General features: G+C 38.4%; 17 protein-coding genes. 13 read left to right on the top strand and 4 right to left on the bottom strand.

Going from position 1 to position 21,075, the window contains the following annotated elements:
* The first annotated feature begins 108 nt into the window (after nucleotides 1–108).
* On the top strand, nucleotides 109–1,767 hold the full coding sequence (locus NYP69_RS06065) for an MDR family MFS transporter (RefSeq protein ID WP_473413030.1): 1,659 nt from the start codon (nucleotides 109–111) through the stop codon (nucleotides 1,765–1,767).
* A gap of 510 nt (nucleotides 1,768–2,277) precedes the next feature.
* The gene (locus NYP69_RS06070; RefSeq protein ID WP_016636371.1) at nucleotides 2,278–3,069 is read left to right on the top strand and encodes a DeoR/GlpR family DNA-binding transcription regulator; all 792 of its coding nucleotides are present in this window, start codon (nucleotides 2,278–2,280) and stop codon (nucleotides 3,067–3,069) included.
* Nucleotides 3,070–3,264: 195 nt separating this feature from the next.
* On the opposite strand, the gene NYP69_RS06075 is transcribed toward NYP69_RS06070, so the two are convergent.
* Nucleotides 3,265–3,435 (bottom strand): ORF6N domain-containing protein, encoded by a 171-nt coding sequence (locus NYP69_RS06075; RefSeq protein WP_223293480.1) that lies wholly within the window; start codon nucleotides 3,433–3,435, stop codon nucleotides 3,265–3,267.
* Between the two features lie 651 nt (nucleotides 3,436–4,086).
* Here NYP69_RS06075 and NYP69_RS06080 point away from each other — a divergent pair.
* Nucleotides 4,087–5,238, top strand: coding sequence for a hypothetical protein (locus tag NYP69_RS06080; RefSeq protein ID WP_473413031.1), 1,152 nt, complete (start codon nucleotides 4,087–4,089; stop codon nucleotides 5,236–5,238).
* 308 nt (nucleotides 5,239–5,546) lie between these two features.
* Here NYP69_RS06080 and NYP69_RS06085 read toward each other — a convergent pair whose 3' ends face one another.
* On the bottom strand, nucleotides 5,547–7,439 hold the full coding sequence (locus NYP69_RS06085) for a PfkB family carbohydrate kinase (RefSeq protein WP_473413032.1): 1,893 nt from the start codon (nucleotides 7,437–7,439) through the stop codon (nucleotides 5,547–5,549).
* Between the two features lie 197 nt (nucleotides 7,440–7,636).
* On the opposite strand from NYP69_RS06085, the gene NYP69_RS06090 reads away from it, so the two are divergent.
* The 10 genes from NYP69_RS06090 (at nucleotide 7,637) to NYP69_RS06135 (ending at nucleotide 17,211) form a co-directional block, all read left to right on the top strand.
* Nucleotides 7,637–8,293, top strand: a complete 657-nt coding sequence (locus NYP69_RS06090; protein ID WP_032813263.1) for an ECF transporter S component — start codon at nucleotides 7,637–7,639, stop codon at nucleotides 8,291–8,293.
* Nucleotides 8,294–8,384: 91 nt separating this feature from the next.
* A complete protein-coding gene (locus tag NYP69_RS06095) occupies nucleotides 8,385–9,206 on the top strand; it encodes an energy-coupling factor transporter transmembrane component T (RefSeq protein ID WP_473413033.1) in 822 nt (273 codons plus the stop codon).
* On the top strand, nucleotides 9,203–10,075 hold the full coding sequence (locus NYP69_RS06100; protein WP_473413035.1) for an energy-coupling factor ABC transporter ATP-binding protein: 873 nt from the start codon (nucleotides 9,203–9,205) through the stop codon (nucleotides 10,073–10,075). The genes NYP69_RS06095 and NYP69_RS06100 overlap by 4 nt, the downstream gene beginning before the upstream one ends.
* Nucleotides 10,072–10,875: an energy-coupling factor ABC transporter ATP-binding protein gene (locus tag NYP69_RS06105; RefSeq protein WP_101889587.1), complete on the top strand. Its 804-nt coding sequence runs from the start codon at nucleotides 10,072–10,074 to the stop codon at nucleotides 10,873–10,875. Before NYP69_RS06100 ends, NYP69_RS06105 begins: the two co-directional genes overlap by 4 nt.
* A gap of 5 nt (nucleotides 10,876–10,880) precedes the next feature.
* Nucleotides 10,881–11,582, top strand: coding sequence for a phosphoribosylanthranilate isomerase (locus NYP69_RS06110; protein ID WP_004133368.1), 702 nt, complete (start codon nucleotides 10,881–10,883; stop codon nucleotides 11,580–11,582).
* Complete coding sequence (locus NYP69_RS06115; RefSeq protein ID WP_101889588.1) at nucleotides 11,575–12,543, top strand: carbohydrate kinase family protein; 969 nt, start codon at nucleotides 11,575–11,577, stop codon at nucleotides 12,541–12,543. Before NYP69_RS06110 ends, NYP69_RS06115 begins: the two co-directional genes overlap by 8 nt.
* A 76-nt stretch (nucleotides 12,544–12,619) precedes the next feature.
* The gene (locus tag NYP69_RS06120) at nucleotides 12,620–13,603 is read left to right on the top strand and encodes a nucleoside hydrolase (protein WP_032813262.1); all 984 of its coding nucleotides are present in this window, start codon (nucleotides 12,620–12,622) and stop codon (nucleotides 13,601–13,603) included.
* A gap of 80 nt (nucleotides 13,604–13,683) precedes the next feature.
* A complete protein-coding gene (locus NYP69_RS06125) occupies nucleotides 13,684–14,397 on the top strand; it encodes an HAD family hydrolase (protein ID WP_016635356.1) in 714 nt (237 codons plus the stop codon).
* 2 nt (nucleotides 14,398–14,399) lie between these two features.
* On the top strand, nucleotides 14,400–15,605 hold the full coding sequence (locus tag NYP69_RS06130) for an iron-containing alcohol dehydrogenase (RefSeq protein WP_016829309.1): 1,206 nt from the start codon (nucleotides 14,400–14,402) through the stop codon (nucleotides 15,603–15,605).
* A 160-nt stretch (nucleotides 15,606–15,765) separates the two neighbouring features.
* Nucleotides 15,766–17,211, top strand: coding sequence for an MFS transporter (locus tag NYP69_RS06135; protein WP_016635358.1), 1,446 nt, complete (start codon nucleotides 15,766–15,768; stop codon nucleotides 17,209–17,211).
* A 485-nt stretch (nucleotides 17,212–17,696) separates the two neighbouring features.
* Here the strand turns inward: NYP69_RS06135 and NYP69_RS06140 are convergent, their stop codons facing one another.
* The gene (locus tag NYP69_RS06140; RefSeq protein WP_230472059.1) at nucleotides 17,697–18,881 is read right to left on the bottom strand and encodes an SGNH/GDSL hydrolase family protein; all 1,185 of its coding nucleotides are present in this window, start codon (nucleotides 18,879–18,881) and stop codon (nucleotides 17,697–17,699) included.
* Nucleotides 18,882–18,956: 75 nt separating this feature from the next.
* On the bottom strand, nucleotides 18,957–20,987 hold the full coding sequence (locus NYP69_RS06145; protein WP_473413036.1) for a family 20 glycosylhydrolase: 2,031 nt from the start codon (nucleotides 20,985–20,987) through the stop codon (nucleotides 18,957–18,959).
* Nucleotides 20,988–21,075: the final 88 nt, after the last annotated feature.

Below are 21,075 nucleotides of genomic sequence, written 5' to 3' on the forward strand. Positions count from 1 at the left end.
TTATAGGCTTGTTTTAAGGCGATTATTGTAGAGTCGAGTATGTTTCTTGGTTTTGCAATAATCGCTGATTATTTTATGCGTGTTTTGCAAATATGGAAGGAAGTTTAAGTGACAATATTGCCTAGAAAATCATGGTTTAATAAGAGTAGTGACTCTGCTAGCAAGTCTTATAAATGCAAGCCTTTTGGGAATTTGCGTGAACTTAGCCATGCTCTTGTTGGTGAGCAAGCGTATAAGAACAATCGTCTTACGCGAGCAGCCTTGGTTTCTTTGGCAATTCTAACTTTTATAACTTTTATTGGTAATTTTGCGCAATTGCAACTTACGGCCGCGCTGCCAACGATTGTTCGCGAATTTAACATTAGCGTTACTACAGGTCAGTGGCTTACGTCTATTTTTCAGTTGATTATGGCCATTATGGTGCCGCTTACTGCGTTTTTAACTAGGCGATTTTCCACGCGTCAAATCGTTATATCGTCTATGATTCTTTTTACGCTTGGCTCGATTATGGCGTGGCTTAGCAATGATTTTATTATGGCGCTTGCTGGCCGCACTTTAGAGGCGATTGGCACTGGCGTTATGTGGCCCGTGTTGCAAATCACCGTGTTTTCTGTGTATCCAGTAACGCGGCGCGGAATGGCTATGGGCAGCGTTGGCATGGCTATGAGCATTGCGCCAGCAATCGGTCCAACTGTTGGCGGCATTCAAACTGATTTCAACGGGTGGCGTTCAATCTTTTTGTCACTTAGCATTATTGGCGTAATTTCTATTGTTCTTTCTGCGTTCTTCTTGCACAATTTTGGCGAGCAAGATCGCACTGCGAAAGCCGACTTTTTCTCCGTTGGTCTTTCGATTATTGGTTTCGGCGGCGTTATGTTTGGCTTTACAAACATTGAAGCGTACGGAATTTCTAGCGCGTTTTCTTGGGCGCCTATGATTGTTGGTGCTTGCGGAGTTGCATGGTTTGTTATGCGACAATTGCGCGCGCATGCTAGTGGTAAGCAACCTTTACTTGGCATTAACGTTTTGAAGAATCGCTATTTTACAATTGGAACGGCTTGCGCATGCTTAACGTTCTTTGCGTTTAGCTCGATTATGGTTGTTATTCCGCTTTATATTCAGTCTGATCGCGGTTTTTCCGCCACTATGAGCGGACTCGTGCTTTTGCCTGGCGCGTTTGGAATGGCCATTTCGCAATACTTTGGCGGGCGCATGCTGGATCGTTTTGGCGTGCGGCCAGTGGCAATGGCTGGCTCGTTGATTTTGCTTTTTGGCACAGTAATGATGAGCCTTATAGACATGCATACGTGGATTTGGTGGATTTCTATTTGGCAATTTACGCGTCAAATTGGTATGGGATTCTTGCTTATGCCTGTTACAACGTGGTCGTTAAACTGTTTGCAACAAAGCGAGCTTGGCGACGGGTCGGCTGTGACTAATACAATGCGTCAGCTTTGGGGTGCGATTGGTGCGCCTGTGCTTGTTGTAACAATGGCTACTTTTACGCAATGGCATCACGTGCTTACGGGTGTTGGAAGCGCGGATAATGTTGCGGCTAGTATTTTTGGCGTGCAATGGACTTTGCGAATTAGCGCGATTATTACGGCTATTATGGCGTTGATTGTTATTTTTGGCGTTAAGGGAGAAGGCGCTGGTTCTGCTCATCAGCTTGCGCGCAGGGCGATTGACCGTATGCGCGTTTTGCATATTCCGCACGCATCGGAGCATAAAGACGTTATGCACGATCATACGCATCATCAATACTGATATTTCGCACAAATCTTTGCCAACCTTACTGTTGCGCGACTTCCTATTTGGTGTGTAGGAGGGCTGGGTGTTTCTTGTCTCACAACGCTCCGCCTCTTACGTGTTGTCTTGTGTTGCGGTTGTTCCGATTTGGCTTTAATTTTGTTTTTGGGTTGAAGTTTGTTTATAGGCGTGTGTCATTGGATTGTTTGGTATCGGCTGCCGCTCTTATACTGTTCGACCAAGAATCACCCAGCCCTCTTACGTGTTTGAACAATTGCGTATTGCTTAAACGCCTGAGATTCTCGATTTTTCTTGCTCTCTCGGCGAGTCACCACCTTCGGCGCTGAGGCTCACCTCGCTCGCTGCGAAAAATCTCGAATCTCTACAGTGCTTGGTAATGCGCACTTTTTACAAGCATTTGTTCGTTTTGCCAGATTTTATGCGATTTTTGTTAAATGCCTAACGTTTTGAGCCTAGAAACGCTCATCTGCGTTTGTTTTTTGCGTTTACTTGTGCGATAATGTTCACATGATTTCTTCACAGCGTCAACAATTGATTTTGAGCCGCCTTCGCACCAGGGGAGCCGTGCGTATTACTGCTCTTTCTAAGGAACTCGCCGTTTCTGCAATGACAATTCGCAGGGATATTGCGGAGCTTTCGGATCGCGGTCTTCTAAAACGCGTGCACGGTGGTGCTGTTACAACTAACACGCTTCTTTCAGAGCCGCTGTTTTCCGTAAAGTCGCAGATGGATATGGGTCTTAAGGATGCAATCGCTACTAAGGCGGTGGATTATGTTCAGCCAGGGGATGTGATTGCAATAGGTGGCGGCACAACCGCATACGTGTTTGCGCAGCATCTTCTTGAGTCGCGCAGGGCGTCTGGAATCACGATTCTAACAAATTCGATTCCAGTTGCGGAGCTTGTTCAAGCGCTTGAATCCAAAGATATTGAGGTTATTGTTACGGGCGGTGTGATTACGCGTTCCAACTCGTTGGTTGGGCCTATTGCCGATAAAGTTGTTTCGTCTTTGCGCGTAAACACAGTATTTTTGGGCACGCATTCCGTTAGTTTGCCTCGCGGGTTCCTTATGCCAAATTCGCTGGAAGCCGCTACAGATATGGCTTTGATGGATATTGCGGATCGCACGATTATATTAACGGATCATACTAAGTGGACTTGCACGTCGCTTTCGCTTTTTGCGAGATTTGACCAGGTTGACACGGTTATTACAGACGATTGCTTAGATGCGGATTCGCAGCTTCGCACTCGCGAGTTGGTTAAGAATCTGGTTCTTGCGCCAACGGTTACTGGTGAATAGCTTGCATAAGAATAGCTTGCGTGCGCTTTGACTACGCTCGCGGCGATCTGTCTTCGCGCAGCTAACCTGCGCTAACGATTCTCGAGTAAATTAACTCCGCACTTTGTACGTGATTTATGTCAAATTTGGTACAAAGTGCGGAGTTATTTTCTGGGTTTTGTACGCGCGACGATCTGCCTTTCGCAAGTTGGAAGTCTACTTCTGACCACTCTGTAATGCCGTTAGTATATAAATACTCTGATTAGTAAAAGCATAAGGTGTTGACCTGCTTTTAGAACTAATATTTGCGGTCAAAAAATTTGATTGCAAATATTTCAACTCAGATTTGTTTAATTGAAACATAAAGTTGTTATCAAATTTTTCTATGTTATTTTTACTTGCTGATTGAACTCTCTTGTACTGTACCCATAGATTTCAGCAAGCTCAAAATCAAGCACAAAATAACATACTTACTGCAATAAATTATGACCGGAGCGCTGAGCTTGCTCAGGTTAAAATCACACCGTGCTTTCAACGCAAGCGGGGTCTGCTGCGTCTCGATTGACGCAGCAGATGTGACGCACTTTGTACCAAATTAGGTCAAATTTGGTACAAAAAGCGGAAAAGGCAGGTCGTCGCGCGGCAAAGTGATATTGCTTTTGATACAAAAAAGACCGCAGTGACGAGACTGCGCGCTTGGACCTCGCGAGCAACGCGACACGCGCGAAAAGTATTTCCTTAAAAAAACCTGGGAAAATTCTTCAAAAACCTTGAAATGCGTATTTTTACGGTTTAAGTGTTGTTTATCCACAAATTTTACGGCGAGTGTGGCTTAATTGTGGATTAGTTTGTGTGTAACATCATTTTTTTCGGTTTAGCATGTGTGGCTGGGGCTTGACTTTTTCAAACGGGGGGGGGGTATGTTAATAGCAAACATGGCCGCACCTAGTTTGGCTGTGTGCCACGATTCGTTTTGGATTGTGGAGCAAATTTTTCTATGCGCCCCTAACGCATAGGAGAAGAAGAAAGGAAATTAAAATGATGAATAAGAAGGCTATCGCCGCTTTCGCTGCTGGCGCAACTTTGCTTGCCGGCTTCGCAATGGCAACCCCAGCATTCGCTGCTGAAGCTAAGGCTCCTGAAGCTGTAAAGACTCCAACGACTGCTGATTTGAAGAAGCAGTATGATGACGCCGCTAAGACGCTTGAGGGCATGACCAAGCCTGCAGATAAGGATAAGCCAACTAAGCCAACAGATGCTGGTATTGGCGATTACATTAAGACTGTGGATGGTGTTGACGTTCTTAACCCAGACAAAAAAACTGACGTTAATATGGATCTGTACAATAAAGCTAAGAAGTATACAGAAGACTTGGCTGCGTACAATAAGAAGGTCGCGGATTACGCTGCTCAGGATACCAAGGTAAAGGAACTCCATGCTCAGTATCTTGCTTCCTTGGAGAAGGATGCTAATACTCCAAAGGCTGAGGATCCATCTGATGCTGATTACACTGCTGCTTTGCAGGCTGCGTCTACTAAGCTTCAGGCTGCTGATAAGAGCGTTCGCGACGCTTTTGCTAAGGCTAACAAGCTTGACGGTGAGTTGAAGGCTGCTAAGGCTAAGGCTTCTGCTGCTTTGAAGGCTTATACTGATTTCCAGAATGAGCATTCCGATGATATGTCTAAGCGTGATGCGGCTACACTTGGTCGCTTGCAGAAGGCTAAGGAAGATGCTGACGCTGCTGTATCTAAGCTTGAGGGCAAGGTTAGCGACGCCAAGGGCAAGTATGATGAGGCTTTCGGCAAGTATGATGTGGCTTTCGGAGCTTACGAGAAAGCGTATGGTGATGCTAAGAATCATAAGGAGTCTTTGGTTCTTGGTTTTGTTGCTCCAGAGACTGCTAAGTTGCTTCGTAGTGACTTCCAGTATGGTGTTGGTTTTGTAGGCTCTTCTGATCCATTCGTTGCTCCTGGTGCTCCAGCTGGCCAGCCAGGTAAGCCAGGTGCTCCAGCTGCTGGCGCAAACGGTGCTGCTGGTAAGGCTGGTGCTAAGACTGAGGTTGAGAACAAGAAGGACAAGGACAAGCGCGGTAACACCCACACTGGTACTGGTGTTGGCGTAACTTTGACTGCTTTGGCTGCCACTATGCTTGCTGGCATGGGTGCTGCTGTTCGCAAGGCTCGTCACTAAGCATTGCGCGCGCACTGGTGTTCGCTGGTGCGCGCTTGAAATAGGCTTGCGTTAGGCGGCGGCGCGTGTTTTGTGTGCTGCAGCTTGCACGCGGGGTTTAGAGTTTGCTCGGTTTGCCGAAATTTCCTTTTCTTACCGTGTAGGTTCTTTATTCTGCTTGCGGGTGCTTAATGCTTGTTGCTAGAGATGGTTTTCCGCTAGGGACGGGATTCTGTTCTTTAGTTTTAAAGGCTTGTTAGGTTTCTAACAAGCCTTTTTCTTTTACGTGTTTTGTTGCTCAATGCGCTGATTATAACTACAAAAAGCGTCTACTGGTTTATCAAACTGCTTTTAGGCATAGTTATACTTGTTTCTAAAGTATATTTGTCTATAAAAGATGGTGTTATCTCTTCTCTAGAATTCGAATAATTTGCAGCGTAGGCCGCAATTTCTGCTGCTTGGTTTGTAGTGTAACCATATAGCATATATGCTGCTAGTGCTGATACAAAAGCATCACTGCAGTTGCTATACTTCTCGATGTTGGGTTCGTTGCTATTTACTATTTTTTCTTCTTTGTAATCAGATAGTAAGTATCCTTTATGCAGCATATTTATAATTACTGTTTTTACGCCTTTATTTATAAAATATGAGGACTTTTCTTTTGCTATTTCCTCAATTCGATCAGTGCTTTTACTATCTATATTCGTAAATAAAATATCTATTTTATCTATTATTTCTTTCGGTATGTTTTCGGATGAAACATGATTGAATATGATTTTTGCACCAGCTTTTTTAGCGATTTTGCACGCAGATATTATTGCATCGACAGGTATATCTGATTGAATTATGCAATATGCTGTGTTTTCAAACAAATTAGCTCTATCTTGTATGTTTGATTGATTTAATGTGCTATTTGCGCCAGATATTACAGATGTTATTGAATCTCCGCAAGCGTCTACTAATGTGTACGCTTTTCCAGTGTGAGATTCATGTTTGCGTATTACGCCAGATGAATCTATTGCCCATTGTGAAAGTGTTTTATATATTTTGTCTGCATCCAAGTCGTATCCAACATTTCCTATTAGGGTTACACGTTGGCCAAGATTAGATACTGCTATAGCTTGGTTTATTGCGCTACCGTTTGGATAAGTTTTAGAAGTTTGAACATTAATGCTTTCATTTTTACTTGGCAAATTTTGCACAGATAGGCATGTGTCTAGGTTAATAGATCCTATAATTGTTATCTTTTGTTTTCTTAGCTGAGACGGTGATCCTATAGTTCTTGTATTGTCCAGATGGAATTCTTGAACGAAAGAAGTCTTTGATTCATGTCTTTTTTCTATTTCGTTTATAAGCTTGCTGCACAAGTATGACCCAAAATCAGCGTTGCGGATTGTATATGTAGATATTTCAGAGTTTTTTGCCAGTATAGGCTGTTCGTTTGTGTCGTTTTTTATGGATACGAGTGAAACGTCCTCGGGAATGCTTCTATTTAGAGAAGTCATTAACTGTTGAAATTCTAAAGCTTTTCTATAATGAGAAGACACGAGCGCAGTAATAGAGTGATCGCTTATTTTTTCTACTAACTTGTCGTTGAGGTCAAAAAATATTCTGCTTTCGTCAAAATCTAGGTGATGGTCAAATAAGCATGATTTGAATCCGTTAAGAAAATCTTTTGTTCTTCTTCCATCTGTCATTAAGCATCCTATTGATGTGTGGCCATGCGATATTAGTTGTTCCGTCAGTTTATATGCCGCATCTGAATAGGGCAATAATAGTGATTCGTCGCCTCCTATTGATCCAATAGTTAGCCATGGTATCTCGTGTTCAATTCCTTTTAATTTATTAAAGCTTTCTTTGCTTACTGGCTCCCATATAACACCGTCGATTTTGTGTTTGCTAAGCGCGCTTATATTTTTACTTTCTTGTTCTATGTTTGAATAGCTATTGAAAACTACTGTTCCATAGCCTGATTGTTGTGCTGTTTGTATTATTCCGTCTAAAGTTGTGTCAAAAGATATTGAAGATCTAAGAATTACTGCAATATGCCAAGTTTTTGATTGCGACGATATTTTTGCATATGGAGTGTAGTGATATTGTCGTATTACAGATAAGACGCGCTCGCGAGTTTCAGAACTGATTGAATCATCTTTACTGTTAACAATTTTTGACACAGTTGATGCTGAAACTTTGGATAATCGAGCTATGTCTTTAATGTTCATTTGATTCCTTCTTTTTTGTCTTCAAAGATATAGTTTATTCATAACTGTGCATTATTGACAATAAGTATTTATTATTCTAAGATGAATTATGAAAACTGTTTAGGAAACAATTTTCATACAGTGTTGTTTTGTTGAAATTTTGAAAGAATTAACAACTTTGCAAGACTTATCAACATTTTGTTGAAGGGTGGTGCATGATGGCAAAGAAGCTATTATTTATTGAGAATATTAAGAATCAATTCTCAACTAAATCGTTAGTTTTGATTCCTATTGCAGTAGGTATAAATCTTATTGGCGGTACTCTATGCTCAACGCTAAAGCTCCCTCTGTTTCTAGATATGATTGGAACTATGGTAGTTGCCTGCTTATCGGGGCCGTGGGTTGCTGCCTTAACTGGGTTCTTAACAAATGTATTTTTAGCATTGGTGGCAAATCCAGTTAATTTACCTTATGCGGTAGTTAGCGTTTTATGTGGTCTTGTTGTTGGTTATATGGTTAAGGCAGGTTTATTCAAAAAGTGGTGGGGTGTTCTAATTGTTTGGGTTGTTGTAACCTTAGTAAACGCCGTTTCTGCATCACTTATAACAGTATTTGTTTTTAGTGGAGCAACTGGCATTAATGGAACCTCGGTGCTTACTGCAACGCTTGTTGTAGCAATGAAAAATATTTTTGCTTCTGTATTTTCATCATCAATTATTGAGAACCTATTAGATAAGGGAATTGCTGTTGCTGTTGCCTACTTTATTGTTAAAAAGGTGCCTAAGAGGTTCTTAAGTCAATATGCTGCAGGCAATTCAGATGATTCGGATAATTCTGATGAATCAGATGAATATGATGAAGATTCTGTTGATTAATTAGTTTTTTGGCGAAGAAGCTGATTTAACAATCTTGAATCAGCTTCATGGTTTTATGGTTTCATAAGTTTAACGAGGGAGTTATGTTGCAATGAGTGATAATAAAAGTTGTTTAACATGGCAGCGTTGCGATAATAATCCTGTTTCTATGCTGAATCCTATAACAAAAATAATTGCTATTTTTACTTTAGGAATCTCATCTATGGCATGGCCAGATCCTTGTCTAGGAATTGCATTTATTGTAGTTCTTTTTGTTGTAGCAATTATTGCAAGGATTGTTGTTCCATATGTAAAACTTATGTTTGGCTTTGGAATACCAATGACATTAATGCTTATGTTTATACAAGGGCTATATAGTCCCAGTAATAAAACCTTTATAGCGGATTTTGGATTTGCAAAACTTGGTCTCGAAGGAATGATTTATGCGGGAAGAGTAGTAGTTACTGTTCTAGTATTTTTGGGCAGTTTTTACATTATGAATAAAACTACTTATATAGGCAGTATGGTCGCTGCTTTAACTGGTATAGGTCTTCCTGCAAAAATAGGTTACTTAGTTTTAGCAAGCTTAAATGTTGTTCCGCAAATGCAAAGACGAATGTCTGTTATTAGCCAGGCTCAAAGCGCTAGAGGGTTAAAAATGTCTGGAAGTGCGATTGGCAGATTGCGTGCGCTAATACCTTTACTTGGGCCCGTTGTTTTAAGCTCTTTGACTGATGCTCAAGAGCGAGGAATGACATTAGAAACGCGTGGCTTTGGTGTAAGTGGAGTAAAAAGAACAAGCATAGTAGAAGTCCAATGGAGAGTTTGTGACTCAGTTTTGACTTACATGTTATTACTGATTCTTGCTATCTCTTTAGTTCTGTCTACCTGTTTCTATGTTGGAATTATTCCTTATTATGGGGGTCTAAAATGAATAATATTCTCTCCGTAAAAGATTTTTCATATAGATACAGCGGTAGTAAGAAAAGTGCATTAAAGCATATAAGTTTTGATGTTAAAGAGGGAAGCTTTTTATGTATCATAGGCGCTAACGGATCTGGTAAATCAACATTATGTAATGCATTAGTTGGTTTAATACCGCATTATTTTGTTGGCAAATCGCGTGGGAAAGTGGTTGTTGACGGCAATGATGTTTCTTCTTCTAGTGTAGCTAAACTTTCTAAAACAATCGGTCTAGTATTTCAAAATCCGTTTAATCAACTTAGCTACACTTCGGGCACTGTTGCAGAAGAGCTTGCATATGGATTATGTAATCAAGGTGTTGCTCGTAAGGAGATGACTGAAAAAGTTATTCAAGTTGCAGAATTAATGCGTATAAGTGATATTTTAGACCGAAATCCTCTTGAGCTTTCGGGTGGACAGATTCAAAGAGTTGCATTTGGGTCAACTTTTATTATGGAACCTAAGATTTTGGTTTTAGATGAGTGTACAACACAACTTGATCCACTTGGCAGCGAGGATATTTTTGACATTGTAAAACGTCTTAATAATAGTGGCGTAACTGTGATTATGGTTGATCACGATATGGAGCGCGTTGCAAGGTGCGCTGATACTGTTATGGTGCTGGATAATGGCGAAGTTTTTACAAGTGGATCGCCTTATGAAGTATTTACAAATCCAGATATTACTAATCACGGAATTGAACCTCCAGATTACGTAAAACTCGGTTTTGCTATTGCTAATTGCGGAGTAAATGTGACTAAAATTCCTATCGCCGAGAATCAGGCAGTTGATCTTGTTAAAAGTAGCATACGTTCTAATAAAAGTGAGGTTAACTCATGAAGTTAGATGTTATAAATCTTGTGCACGAATATAAATCGGGGCACAAAGCGCTTGATGGTGTTTCTTTTAGCATTAGCGGCAACGAGCCTGTTGCAATAATTGGTCAAAATGGCGCTGGTAAAACAACGCTTGTTAAGCATTTTAACGGTATTCTTAAAGCAACTTCGGGCAAAGTCTTAATTGATGGGATAAATGTTGATACTAAAGATACCTCTGAATGGGCTTGCGAAGTTGGGTATGTATTCCAAAATCCAGATGACCAGCTGTTTTTAGAGAGCGTTCGTAAAGAATTTTCGTTTGGTCCAGAACAAATAAAAATGGATTCAAAATTAATCGAAGAACGCATGGAATTAGTGTCAAATCTTGTTGGTCTTAACAATAAGTTAGATATCCATCCTTTTGACCTATCTTTAACAGAGAAAAAATTCTGCACTATTGGCTCAATACTTATGATGGATCCAAAAGTCATTATTTTTGATGAGCCTACATGTGGTCAAGATGTTTTAGGAAATCTACGTCTTAAGAAGATTATAAAGACGCTGCAATCTCAAGGAAAATTGTGCATAACAATATCGCATGACATGAAGTTTGTTACGGAGAATTTTAGTCGAATAATTGTTATGCAGTCTGGAAGAGTTTTGTTAGATGGGCCAGCAGAGAAGGTGTTTTCTCAAACGGATATCTTGCGATTATCTTTTGTAACTCCTCCACCGATTACAAGAGTTGCGCAAAAAGTTGGTATGAATGGCACTCCATTTACTGTGCCAGCGTTTGTTGAATTGTTTAACAGTGAAAGGTGAATAATATGGCTGACGTTATTGTACAAATTTATGGAATTAGGACTGTGGAAGATGCGCGTATGGTTGTAAGTCTTGGCGCTAAGCATATTGGCGTAAGCTATGGGCATATTCAACATACTCCAGGTCAGTTGTCTTGCTCGCAAGCAAAAGAGATTTTTAATGGTGTACAACCAGGTGCCGTAAGAATTGGCTTAACGTGTTCGGAGAATATAGACGAAATTAGTGAAGACTTAAATTTAGCAATGCCAGATGTTTTGCATTTATCTGGAAACATAGAAGGTATAACTCCTGAACAAGTTGGTGAGTTAAAAAGTAGGTTTCCTGAGCTTCTTATTATGCAAGCTATACCTGTTCTTAAAGGCGTTCCTTTAGAAGAGCAAAAAGTTCTCCAATATGTTAAAGATTATGAAAAAGTTTCCGACTTCTTTTTAATAGACACAAAATCGCCAGATGCTAACGACATAGGCGCAACTGGAATTGAGCACGATAGGTCTATCGATAAGGAGATTATTGACTCTACATCTGTTAAATGCATTATTGCTGGAGGCCTTGATGCTTCTAATGTTGCTGATGCGATTCATGATACTAACCCGTATGGTGTTGACTCATTTAGTCTTACAAATTACAAAGACGAGCGTGCAAATACGTTGAGATGTAAGGATCCTGTAAAAGTGGAAGCTTTTATTAAGGCGGCGTTAAATGCATAATGTTATTGTTGTTGGCGATGCAAATGTAGATATTATAGTTCCTTATCCGCGATTTTTGAATGAGCAAAGAACTATTGTTAAGTATCCTGATGTATCTATTCAAGGTGGAGGTACTTCTGCCAATACTGCTGTTGCGCTTTCTAGATTAGCAGTTAATACATCTTTTGTTGGTTCCATAGGGAATGACCAATATGGTCGTTTTGTTTTAGATGATTTTGCTAAGGAAGGCGTTGACACAACCTATTTGCGCACGCATGCTGAGTTAAATACCGTTGGGGTGTTTGCGTTTGTAGATGAGTTTGGTGAAAGGTATTTGTGGGGTTGGCCAAGAGAGAGCCAATCCTTTAAGGTGCTAGATCTTGATGATCGCATTATGAATGCTGTTAGAAACTCTGATTGGATTCATTCTTCTGGTATGTGCCTTGTGTATAACACTTCTGCAAGAGATTCTATTACGCGCATATTTAGAGAGGCTTATAATTTCGGAATTCCCACTTCATTCGATCTGAATTTACGAGTTGATAATGGCGTATTAAATCCTGATTTTTATGATGCTTTGATGGGAATAATGCCATATGTAACTCATTTATTGGGTTCTGGTCCAGACGAGTTTTCTTATTTAGGAGATGATACATGGGAAAATAATGCAAAAGATTTATCTGTTAATGGACGTACAGTTGTTGCAAGAGATGGTGCAAACGGCTCTATAGGATTTAAGAATAGTAGCGTTATATCTGCTCCGCCGTTCAATGTTGATGTTGTAGATACTATAGGTGCTGGCGATATTTATAACGCTGGTTACATAAAATCTATGTTGGATTGTTCTAATATTGAACGATCCTTACTGTATGGGAATGCTGTTGCTGCGTATTCAGTAGCGCATAAAGGTGCTAGGAATTCTCCTAATATCAATCAAATTAATGAATTTTTGTTGCATTATGATGTAAAAACTTTCAAATAACAATTGAGGTTATTGATTAATAAATAATGCAATAAATAATAAGTTACCAAACAATATGATAAGGAAGTCATTAATAATGAGTAATAAAAAGAAAGTAATTTTGGATTGTGATCCAGGTCATGATGATGCATTTGGAATAATGATTGCTGTTAAGCATCTTAATGTTCTAGGAATTACAACAATTGGCGGCAATAGCCCATTAGAAAATGTGACGACTAATGCAATTAAAATTCTTGAAGTTTTAGGCGAGGCAGATAATATTGGTGTTTACCCTGGGCATAGCTGTCCTATGGTTGCGCCTCTTGTTACTGCGCCTCAATTCCATGGTGTTACTGGTTTAGATGGTCCAGTTCTTCCAGATCCTGTTCATAAGCCACAGAATAAGCATGCTGTAGATTTTATTGTTGACACAGTTATGAGCACAGATGATGTAACTCTTATAGCTACAGGTCCGCTAACAAACATAGCATCTGCAATAAATAGAGAACCTAGAATTGTTGATAGAGTCAAAGAAATATGCATCATGGGTGGGTCTGTTACTTTTGGAAATTGGACTCCATCGGCAGAATTCAATATTTTTGTTGATCCAGAAGCAGCATCTAGAGTGTTTAATTCTGGAATTCATGTAAAAATGACTGGAATTAATTTAACTCGTCAATGCGATCTTAAAGCAGAGCATGTTGCTAAATTTAGGCAAATTGGAACAAAAGCAGCAATGTTAGCTGCTGATTTAACTGAATTCTTTATAGGAACATGTGCTGAAGAAACAAATCTAACAGGCGCAACAATGCATGATGCTTGTGCTGTAACATGGGTTGCTTTCCCTGAACTTATTAAGGCTGTGCCAATGCATATTGACGTTGAGCTTGATGGAAAGCTAACAAGAGGAATGACTGTATGTGATTACAGACATCTACGTGGCGAAAATCCAGCTGTTGATTTAGAGCGTACTCCAACTATGGAGCCAAGAGGTAAGGAACCCAACGCAGAAGCAGCTCTTGAGCTAGATTTCCCTGGATTTGTAGATATGCTTTACAAGACTCTTGAAAGTTATAACTAATTTAGTTTTAGAAACAGTATTAAGAAACGCTATTTAGAAACATTGTTCATTATTAACAATCTATAAAGAAAGGGCTTGGGATGAGGTATAAATTAATCCTTTGGGATTTTGATGGAACCATAGCCAGTACAAGCGAAGACGTGTGGCGTTCCATAAACTATGCCGCATGTGCTTGTGGGTCTAAGCTTCCTGAAGGATTTATATCTAATAGTTCTAATTTGAGTAAGTCAACATTAGAAATATTTAAGTACCTCATCCCATATCCTGGATTTGAATTTTATAAAAAATTCGATTCAGATATTAGTAATCATTATAGGAATTTAAATAATTTTCATAGTACGCACATGTATGCGGGTATTGCTCGGCTTATTTTGAAACTTAAAAAATGCGGAGTAATAAATGCAATAGTTACGAATAAGCCATTGGATGCATTGGAAAAGATTTTGAATATAAAAAAATGGATTGAGCTATTCGACAGTTGGATTTCTCCAGATTCTTTGTATTCTGAATCGAAAGTTTATATGAGCAAGAAAGAAATGATTTCTTTAATGATTAGTAAATATAATATTAGCCCTTTTGATTGTGTATATATTGGAGATTCCTATAGCGACGTTGAGTCTTCTAGAGAAAATTGTGTTGATTGTATTGCTGTATCTTATGGAGACGGTGAAATCTCTGCATTGAAGTTGGCCAGGCCAAAGTATTTAGCTAATTGCGTAAATGACATTTCTTCAGTTCTATTTTCTTCTGATATTGCAAATGAAGAAAGAAACTCTTTGCTGGAGGTTCGGTAATCATGATTAATAATTTTGATCTTTGCATTGGAACTAAGTTTGTGTTTGGCAGGAATGCTCAATGTAAAGTTGGAAAAGAATTAAAAGATAGAGGTATATCTAAGGTTCTTCTTCATTATGATGGGGGAGAATACCTTTCACATATTCTTTTTGATATTAAAAATAGTTTGCATAAATACAATATTGATTTTGTTGATCTTGGTGGAGTTGAGCCAAATCCGAAGCTATCGCTAGTTAGAAAAGGTATTGAAGTTGTAAAAAATAATTGCATTGATGGCATCGTTGCAATTGGAGGTGGTTCGGTAATTGATTCTTCTAAAGCTATAGGTATTGGAGCTGCTGGTAATTGTGATGTATGGGATTATTTTACTGGGTTTGCGAAAGTAAAGTCTAGTTTGCCAGTGTTTTCTGTGCTTACTTTGCCTGCGTCGGGTAGCGAATCAAGCAAAGTAGTGGTTATAAATAATGACTCTGAGCATCTTAAGCTGCTTATATCTAATACAATAGTCAGACCTGTTGTCGCTTTTATGAATCCAGAGCTAACTCTTAGCGTTCCAGCATATCCAACAGCATGCGGAATAGTAGACATGTTTAGTCATATTTGCGAAAGATATTTTAGCGATGATAACGATTTCGGGGTAGTGGATTCAATGTGCGAGGGCGTTCTGCGCACTCTAATTTCCATAGGTCCGCGCTGTTTGGAAAATCTGGAAAACTATGATTTGCGTGCGCAGATTATGTGGATTTCAACAATTGCTCAGAATAATACTTTTAGTATTGGTCGCAATGAAGATTGGTCTACGCATACGTTAGCGAATGAGATTAGTGCTCTATATAACACTCCTCATGGTGCAACATTATCTATAATCATGTGTTCATGGATGAAGGTTGCTTCTAGCAAGAATGCTAAGAGATTTGCTAGATACGCAAAAGAAGTGTTTGGCATTTCTACTGAAGCAAATGTTAGCACTGTAGATAGTGAATCTTATTTAGTAAATAAGGGAATTTTGGAAACTGAAAAGTTTTTCAAATCCTTAGGTATGCCGACGAGTTTTGAAGATGCTGGTTTGCCGAAAGATGGAATCGATAAGATGCTGAGTCAAATTGAGTTCTTTGGTGAAGATAATTCTATAGGTTCCGTTGCAAGGCTAAATCCAGATGATTGTAAAAAAATATATCAGCTTTCTATGCATAGGGAAATCTGTTAGAAAATTCGTTTTTTAGTGGGTTATTGCTGATTTAGCTGATTTATAAGTAAATGTTGTTGACATAAGTCAAATGAAGATTTGTGCCAGCGATGCTGCGTCAAAAATATAGGCGTGGCAAAAATATTCCATTTAATTGGAAGAATAGAAGAAAGGAATAGCCATGACTAAAGTTGAAGTCAGTGAGCGAACTAATGGCATTCCAGTTCCTGAAGAGGGAACTGAAGAGTTCGCAAAAATGAATAAAATGGCAAAAGTTGCAATTCCTGTTGTGCTCGCTATTTTTACTCTTGGCGTATTGCAGCAGCAGGCTTTTGGAATGATTTACGTAAATATTGGAGACCAGCTAAAACAAGCAAACCTTGCTCCATTGATCACGTCTTTGCCAGGAATTGTCTTGGGTATTGTGTGCGTTATTTATGGTTCGCTTGGTGATTTTGTGTCGCTAAAGAAGATGATGACATTAGGAACTGTTGTGTTTGTTGCTGCATCGGTTCTTGGATGCTTTGGTCATCTTAATATTTGGATTGTAATTATTGCTAGGATTTTACAATCTGCTGGATGGCAAGTTTCTGGCTCTATATTCTTGGTGCTGGTTTCTAAGTATGTAGAAAAGAAGAAGCGAGTTATTTGGTACGGAATATTTGTTGCAGTATTCCGTGCTGCTGCCGCTTTAGGTGTGTTCCTTGCAGGATATATGACCCTAGTTGATTGGAGAATTCTGTTTGGCATTGGCGTGTTGGCAGTGTTCTTGCTGCCAGTATTGCGTAAGAATCTGCCAGATGAACATTGCAAGGGCGCAAGGATTGATGTTATTGGCTTTGCGCTTATAGGTCTATTTGCAGCATCTGTAACTATGTTCTTTACAGATATGAATTATTTCTGGCTTGCTGCTTGCGTGGTGACGTTAATCGCATTTGTTGTTTATATAAATAAGGCTAAGAACCCATTCATTACACCTAAGATGCTTACAAATCCAGCATTTGCAATGACTATGGTTGTAATCTTTGTTGGATACTTCTTTAGCTACACTTTGAATGCAGGATGCAATGCTATTGGATTAAATGTTTATAAGATTGATTCTTCCCAAGTGTCTAATTGGCTTGTTTGGTCAATCATCTTAGCTGCGATTATGGGATTTGTTGCTGGTCCTATTATTCAAAAGATTGGACGCAAAGCTTCGGTAATTCTTGCTCTTGCGTGCATGGGATGCGGCTTGATTGCAATAGCTATTTTGATTCCTGCAGGTCAGATTTGGGCGCTTGCTGTTGCTCCGTGCATCTACTACTTTGGCACTTCATTCTTCTACCAGCCAATTGTTGATACTGCAACTTTGACAGTAGAACCTGAAGAATCTGGTAGAGCTTTAGGATTTAATGATTTGCTTCAAGCTATTACTGGTTCGATTGGTGTATCGTTATTCGGACAGCTTATGGCCAATGGCTCGATGAGCGGAGGATCTATGTTTGGAACAGCAAGCGGCCTTGCTTCCACATATGCAAACGTGTTTATGATAGGCGGAATTATCGTTCTTGCAGCTATGGTTATTTTCATCTTCTCTATGAAGATGATTTATAGCCATTCGCACGTTGAGAAAGATGAGGCGTAGTAGAGTCAGGTATTGTAGTCAGGTATTTTAGTAAATAAATTATTTATTGCCGTATTTAACTGTAATTGTTAAATTGCAGAGTATTAGGCATTGTTGAAAATTTTAGAAAGGTTTATAAGCAATAAAAGCCGCAGTGGATTTTCCGTTGCGGCTTTTATTTTGTTGTTTAATGCGCTGATTATAACTACAAAATGCGGAAGATTTGCGGTTTCATGTAGTGCGTTTGCGCGATGACCTGCCTTGCGCTACGCTTTAAGTTCTCATGCAAGTAATTGTTCGCGCGGTCTAAGCGCGCTAACGTCTTCGCCGCACGTAAAGTCCACTGGACTTTACGTTTGAGCGGCTCAGCGAATCGAGGTGATTTCTCGCGCATTATGCAGCTCGAAATCGTCGATTCGCGCTACGCTTTAAGCGAAAAGGTAATTCGTCGCGCAATCACACTACAGTTTTGTGTAATGCATACTTTCTTTTTTGATTGTCATCCTTTACATCAACTGTTTTATTTTATTGATTAAGATTTGCGCAGCATTTTTATGTGCTATTTTTCCAGGGTGACTGCATGCGCCAAGATTATTATCGCTAGTATTTTGTAATTCAATATAGAATATTTTCTTGTCGCTCGTTTTATTGCAGAAATCATTAATGGATTGTTTAATAAGATTCTCCAGCCTATTTCCAAGCATCCCATAGCACCAAATTATTGTTGAGTCTGGGTTAATCTTTCTAACTGTTTCTAATAGGTTATTTACGCCGTTTTTAACTATCTTTGCAGACTCATTATCTAAGAAGTCATTTTCGCTTGAGTTTAGAGCATTTTTATCTAAACTTAACTTGAATTTTTTATGCGTTTTCGGGTCTTCCCACTCGTTTGCAAGGCAAGCTGTGGCGTCGTTTGTTCCAAGATTTATAACAATAAAATCAGTGTTGATTACTGGTTTATAGCTATCGTTGCAACCAAATTCAATGTTTCTCCCTTGAGCAGGTTTACAAATTTTTGAGTATATATTTGTTAATGTGCAATTAGGATTATTTTCGCAGTTGCAAACTATTCCCCAGCCTGCTTGAGATATTACGCTAAAATCTGCATTTAAGGCGTCTGACACTATTCTAGGGTATCCATTCCAAGCGCTAAAAATGGCAGAGCAATATTTCTGTATACTCGCATTCGCGCATGCTCCTTCTGCGCTTGTTATACTGTCTCCTATAAATTCAAGAGTTAAAGATGGTTTTTCTGGATTCCTAAAAGTTCCATCATATATGACTTTTTCTATAACAAAAGTTTGGGTTGGGTCTTCGTGCATAAACTGTGTTTCTTTTAGCAAACGTATTTTATGATATTTGTTATCTTCTAAATCGTTAGATAATTGTATTAAGTTAATGCCATTGTTAAGTGCTTGTTTGCTTATTTGGCACCCATCTATGTCTACGCTTACCCAAGGTTCATATTGTGTGTAAGATGACTCAATTACAAGTTTTAGTGAGTTTCCTGAATACAAAAATTCAACGCCGCTTCCAGTCCAATAAGTTGAATAGTATTTTTTGTTTCCACAAGGATTTTTTACATTATTATATCTTCCTAAAACTCTATGTTTTACATCGAATATGTTAGATATTTTTAATCCAGAGTCTAGAATTGCTTGTTCGTTGATTGAGCAGTTTGTGTTATTCATAAAAGCCTTCATCTTGTATTTATAATTTTCGTAAAATAGTCATCGGATAATAAACAGTAATAAAAAGTAATATATTTAATTGGAATTTTTTAACAGCCAATCTATGTGCCAATCAAAAACTTGTCGAATCCTGTACAAGTCTGCAGATTTTCCTATAGAATTCCACCTATTTGCATATTGAACAAACCAATTGTTTATAGTCTGTACAAAGTAAGCTACTTGGTCTTTGCTTATTTTATTGCTGCTATTTGAATATTCTGCGCTTGCGTTAAGAATATACAATCCAAGGCTATTAAGTATTTGCTGGCCTTGAATACTTAAAATTGTTGTGTTTATAAAGTCTTTATTTATTCTTTCTTTGAGTGTGTAGCATTTGTAGCAAGAGTACGTTTTATAAAGATCATTTATGCATTTGTACAATGTGTTGTTGTATTTTTCTGCATTTAATATTTGTTGATTTCTATCAGTCAAAAACTGTTTTCTTGCTTCTTTTAGAGATATGTCTTTTTTGAATCCTAATAAGAATAAAACATCTTTGTTTGAATCGCCATTATCATCAAGCTCTTTAAATTGCACCGCGTCTGACCAGCTAAATGCTTGTGAGTGTGATGCTTCTTGAAGAATATTGCATAATTGAGGGCAAACATTATCGGTAAGAATATTGCTTATATCTTTTAATAAGGTATTTAGCGAATTGATATCTGTAAAATCGTGTTCTACATTGTTTTTACTTATCTTGCTAGATCCCCATGAGTATTGAGCAGTCATAATCAAATAAGGCAAAGAGAGAATTGGGTCATTTATATGACCATAATCTCCCCAGTCTGTGAGTAATAATCCATAAGCGTTATTTTTGTGAGCATATTTACACATTTTAGATATGTTGCTAATTGCACAATCAAAATCTGGTATTAGCCTATTCCATGTTTGTGTTCCAGGGCATACGTATTGCTGTGCGTTTTGATTATGTATTAATTTAACACTATCTTCTGTAACGTTTGCTGCATAATTCCAGTTTGCAAAAATAACATTTTTTGGAATGGCGCATAACATATTTGGATGTTTTAATGCAATATCTGCATACATTATTGGCTGTGATCCTATTTCTTGTAACGTATTGCATAATTTTTGAACGTAAGATGAATATAGGTTTGCTACGCCATCTTTTTGCGCAATTTCTTTGCTTTCTCCGCAGCCAAGATCAAAGGTTTCATCTGCACCAATGTTGAATTTATTTGATCTAAATAATGCTGCATAATCTTTAATTCTTTTACTTATGAATGGTATTGTTTGTGGGTTTACAGGATTAAATGTGTGATGCAGCATTCTTTCTACAAAGCTAAACGGCCTTTGTGATTGGCTAGGGAATTCGCCAAGATTTTTATAAGACGTACTTCTTAAAACTTCGTACATATGACCAAAAGTTGCCATAGTAGGAACAAGCTCAATTCCTCGGTTGTAGCAATATTCGTCTAGTTCAATAATTTCACTGCATGTAAGTGGAGTATGCTTAATCCACGATTCAATAGTATTTTCTAAATCAATAGTATGCTCAACATAAAGCTGTAGTTGGTTATATTTGTATAAGCACAATTGATCTACCAAAATCTTTAGCCAAGAAAGCTTAGGTATTCTACCTCTTGAAACGTCGTAAGAGTATGCTCTGACTGGTATTTTTGGAAAGTCTTCAATTTCTATTAAAGGCATACTTGTTCCAAATTGTTTAATTAACTGTCTTATAGTTTGTATTGCAAAACAAATACTCTGAATGTCTTTAGCTTCTACAGTGATTATTGCACGATTTGTTCTTGGTTGATTATTTGCTAATGACGTATAAATTTTATATTCTTGTGCGCAAAGATCTTTGTTTATTGATACATTTATGGCGCTTTTATAGCCATCCCCGTAGCTAACATTCCAATCAAAATTAAATTGATTTTTTAAGTCTACGCATAACTGTTTTCCAGCAGTAGTAATTCTTGTATCTGGTTTAATATTTTTGAAACTAATATAGCTTGACTCTGGAAGAGTTATGGAGTCATTTCCTGTAATTTTTAATTTTTGTGGATAAGGCACAAGTATGATTGTTGATTCTTTTATATCCATGATTAATGCTTCTTTGCTATTTTTGTTTAAGTTTTATCTTTTAATACATACAATATGATTAAAGATTTTTATTGGTGAATATTGGTAT

The organism is Gardnerella sp. c17Ua_118 (assembly GCF_055804255.1).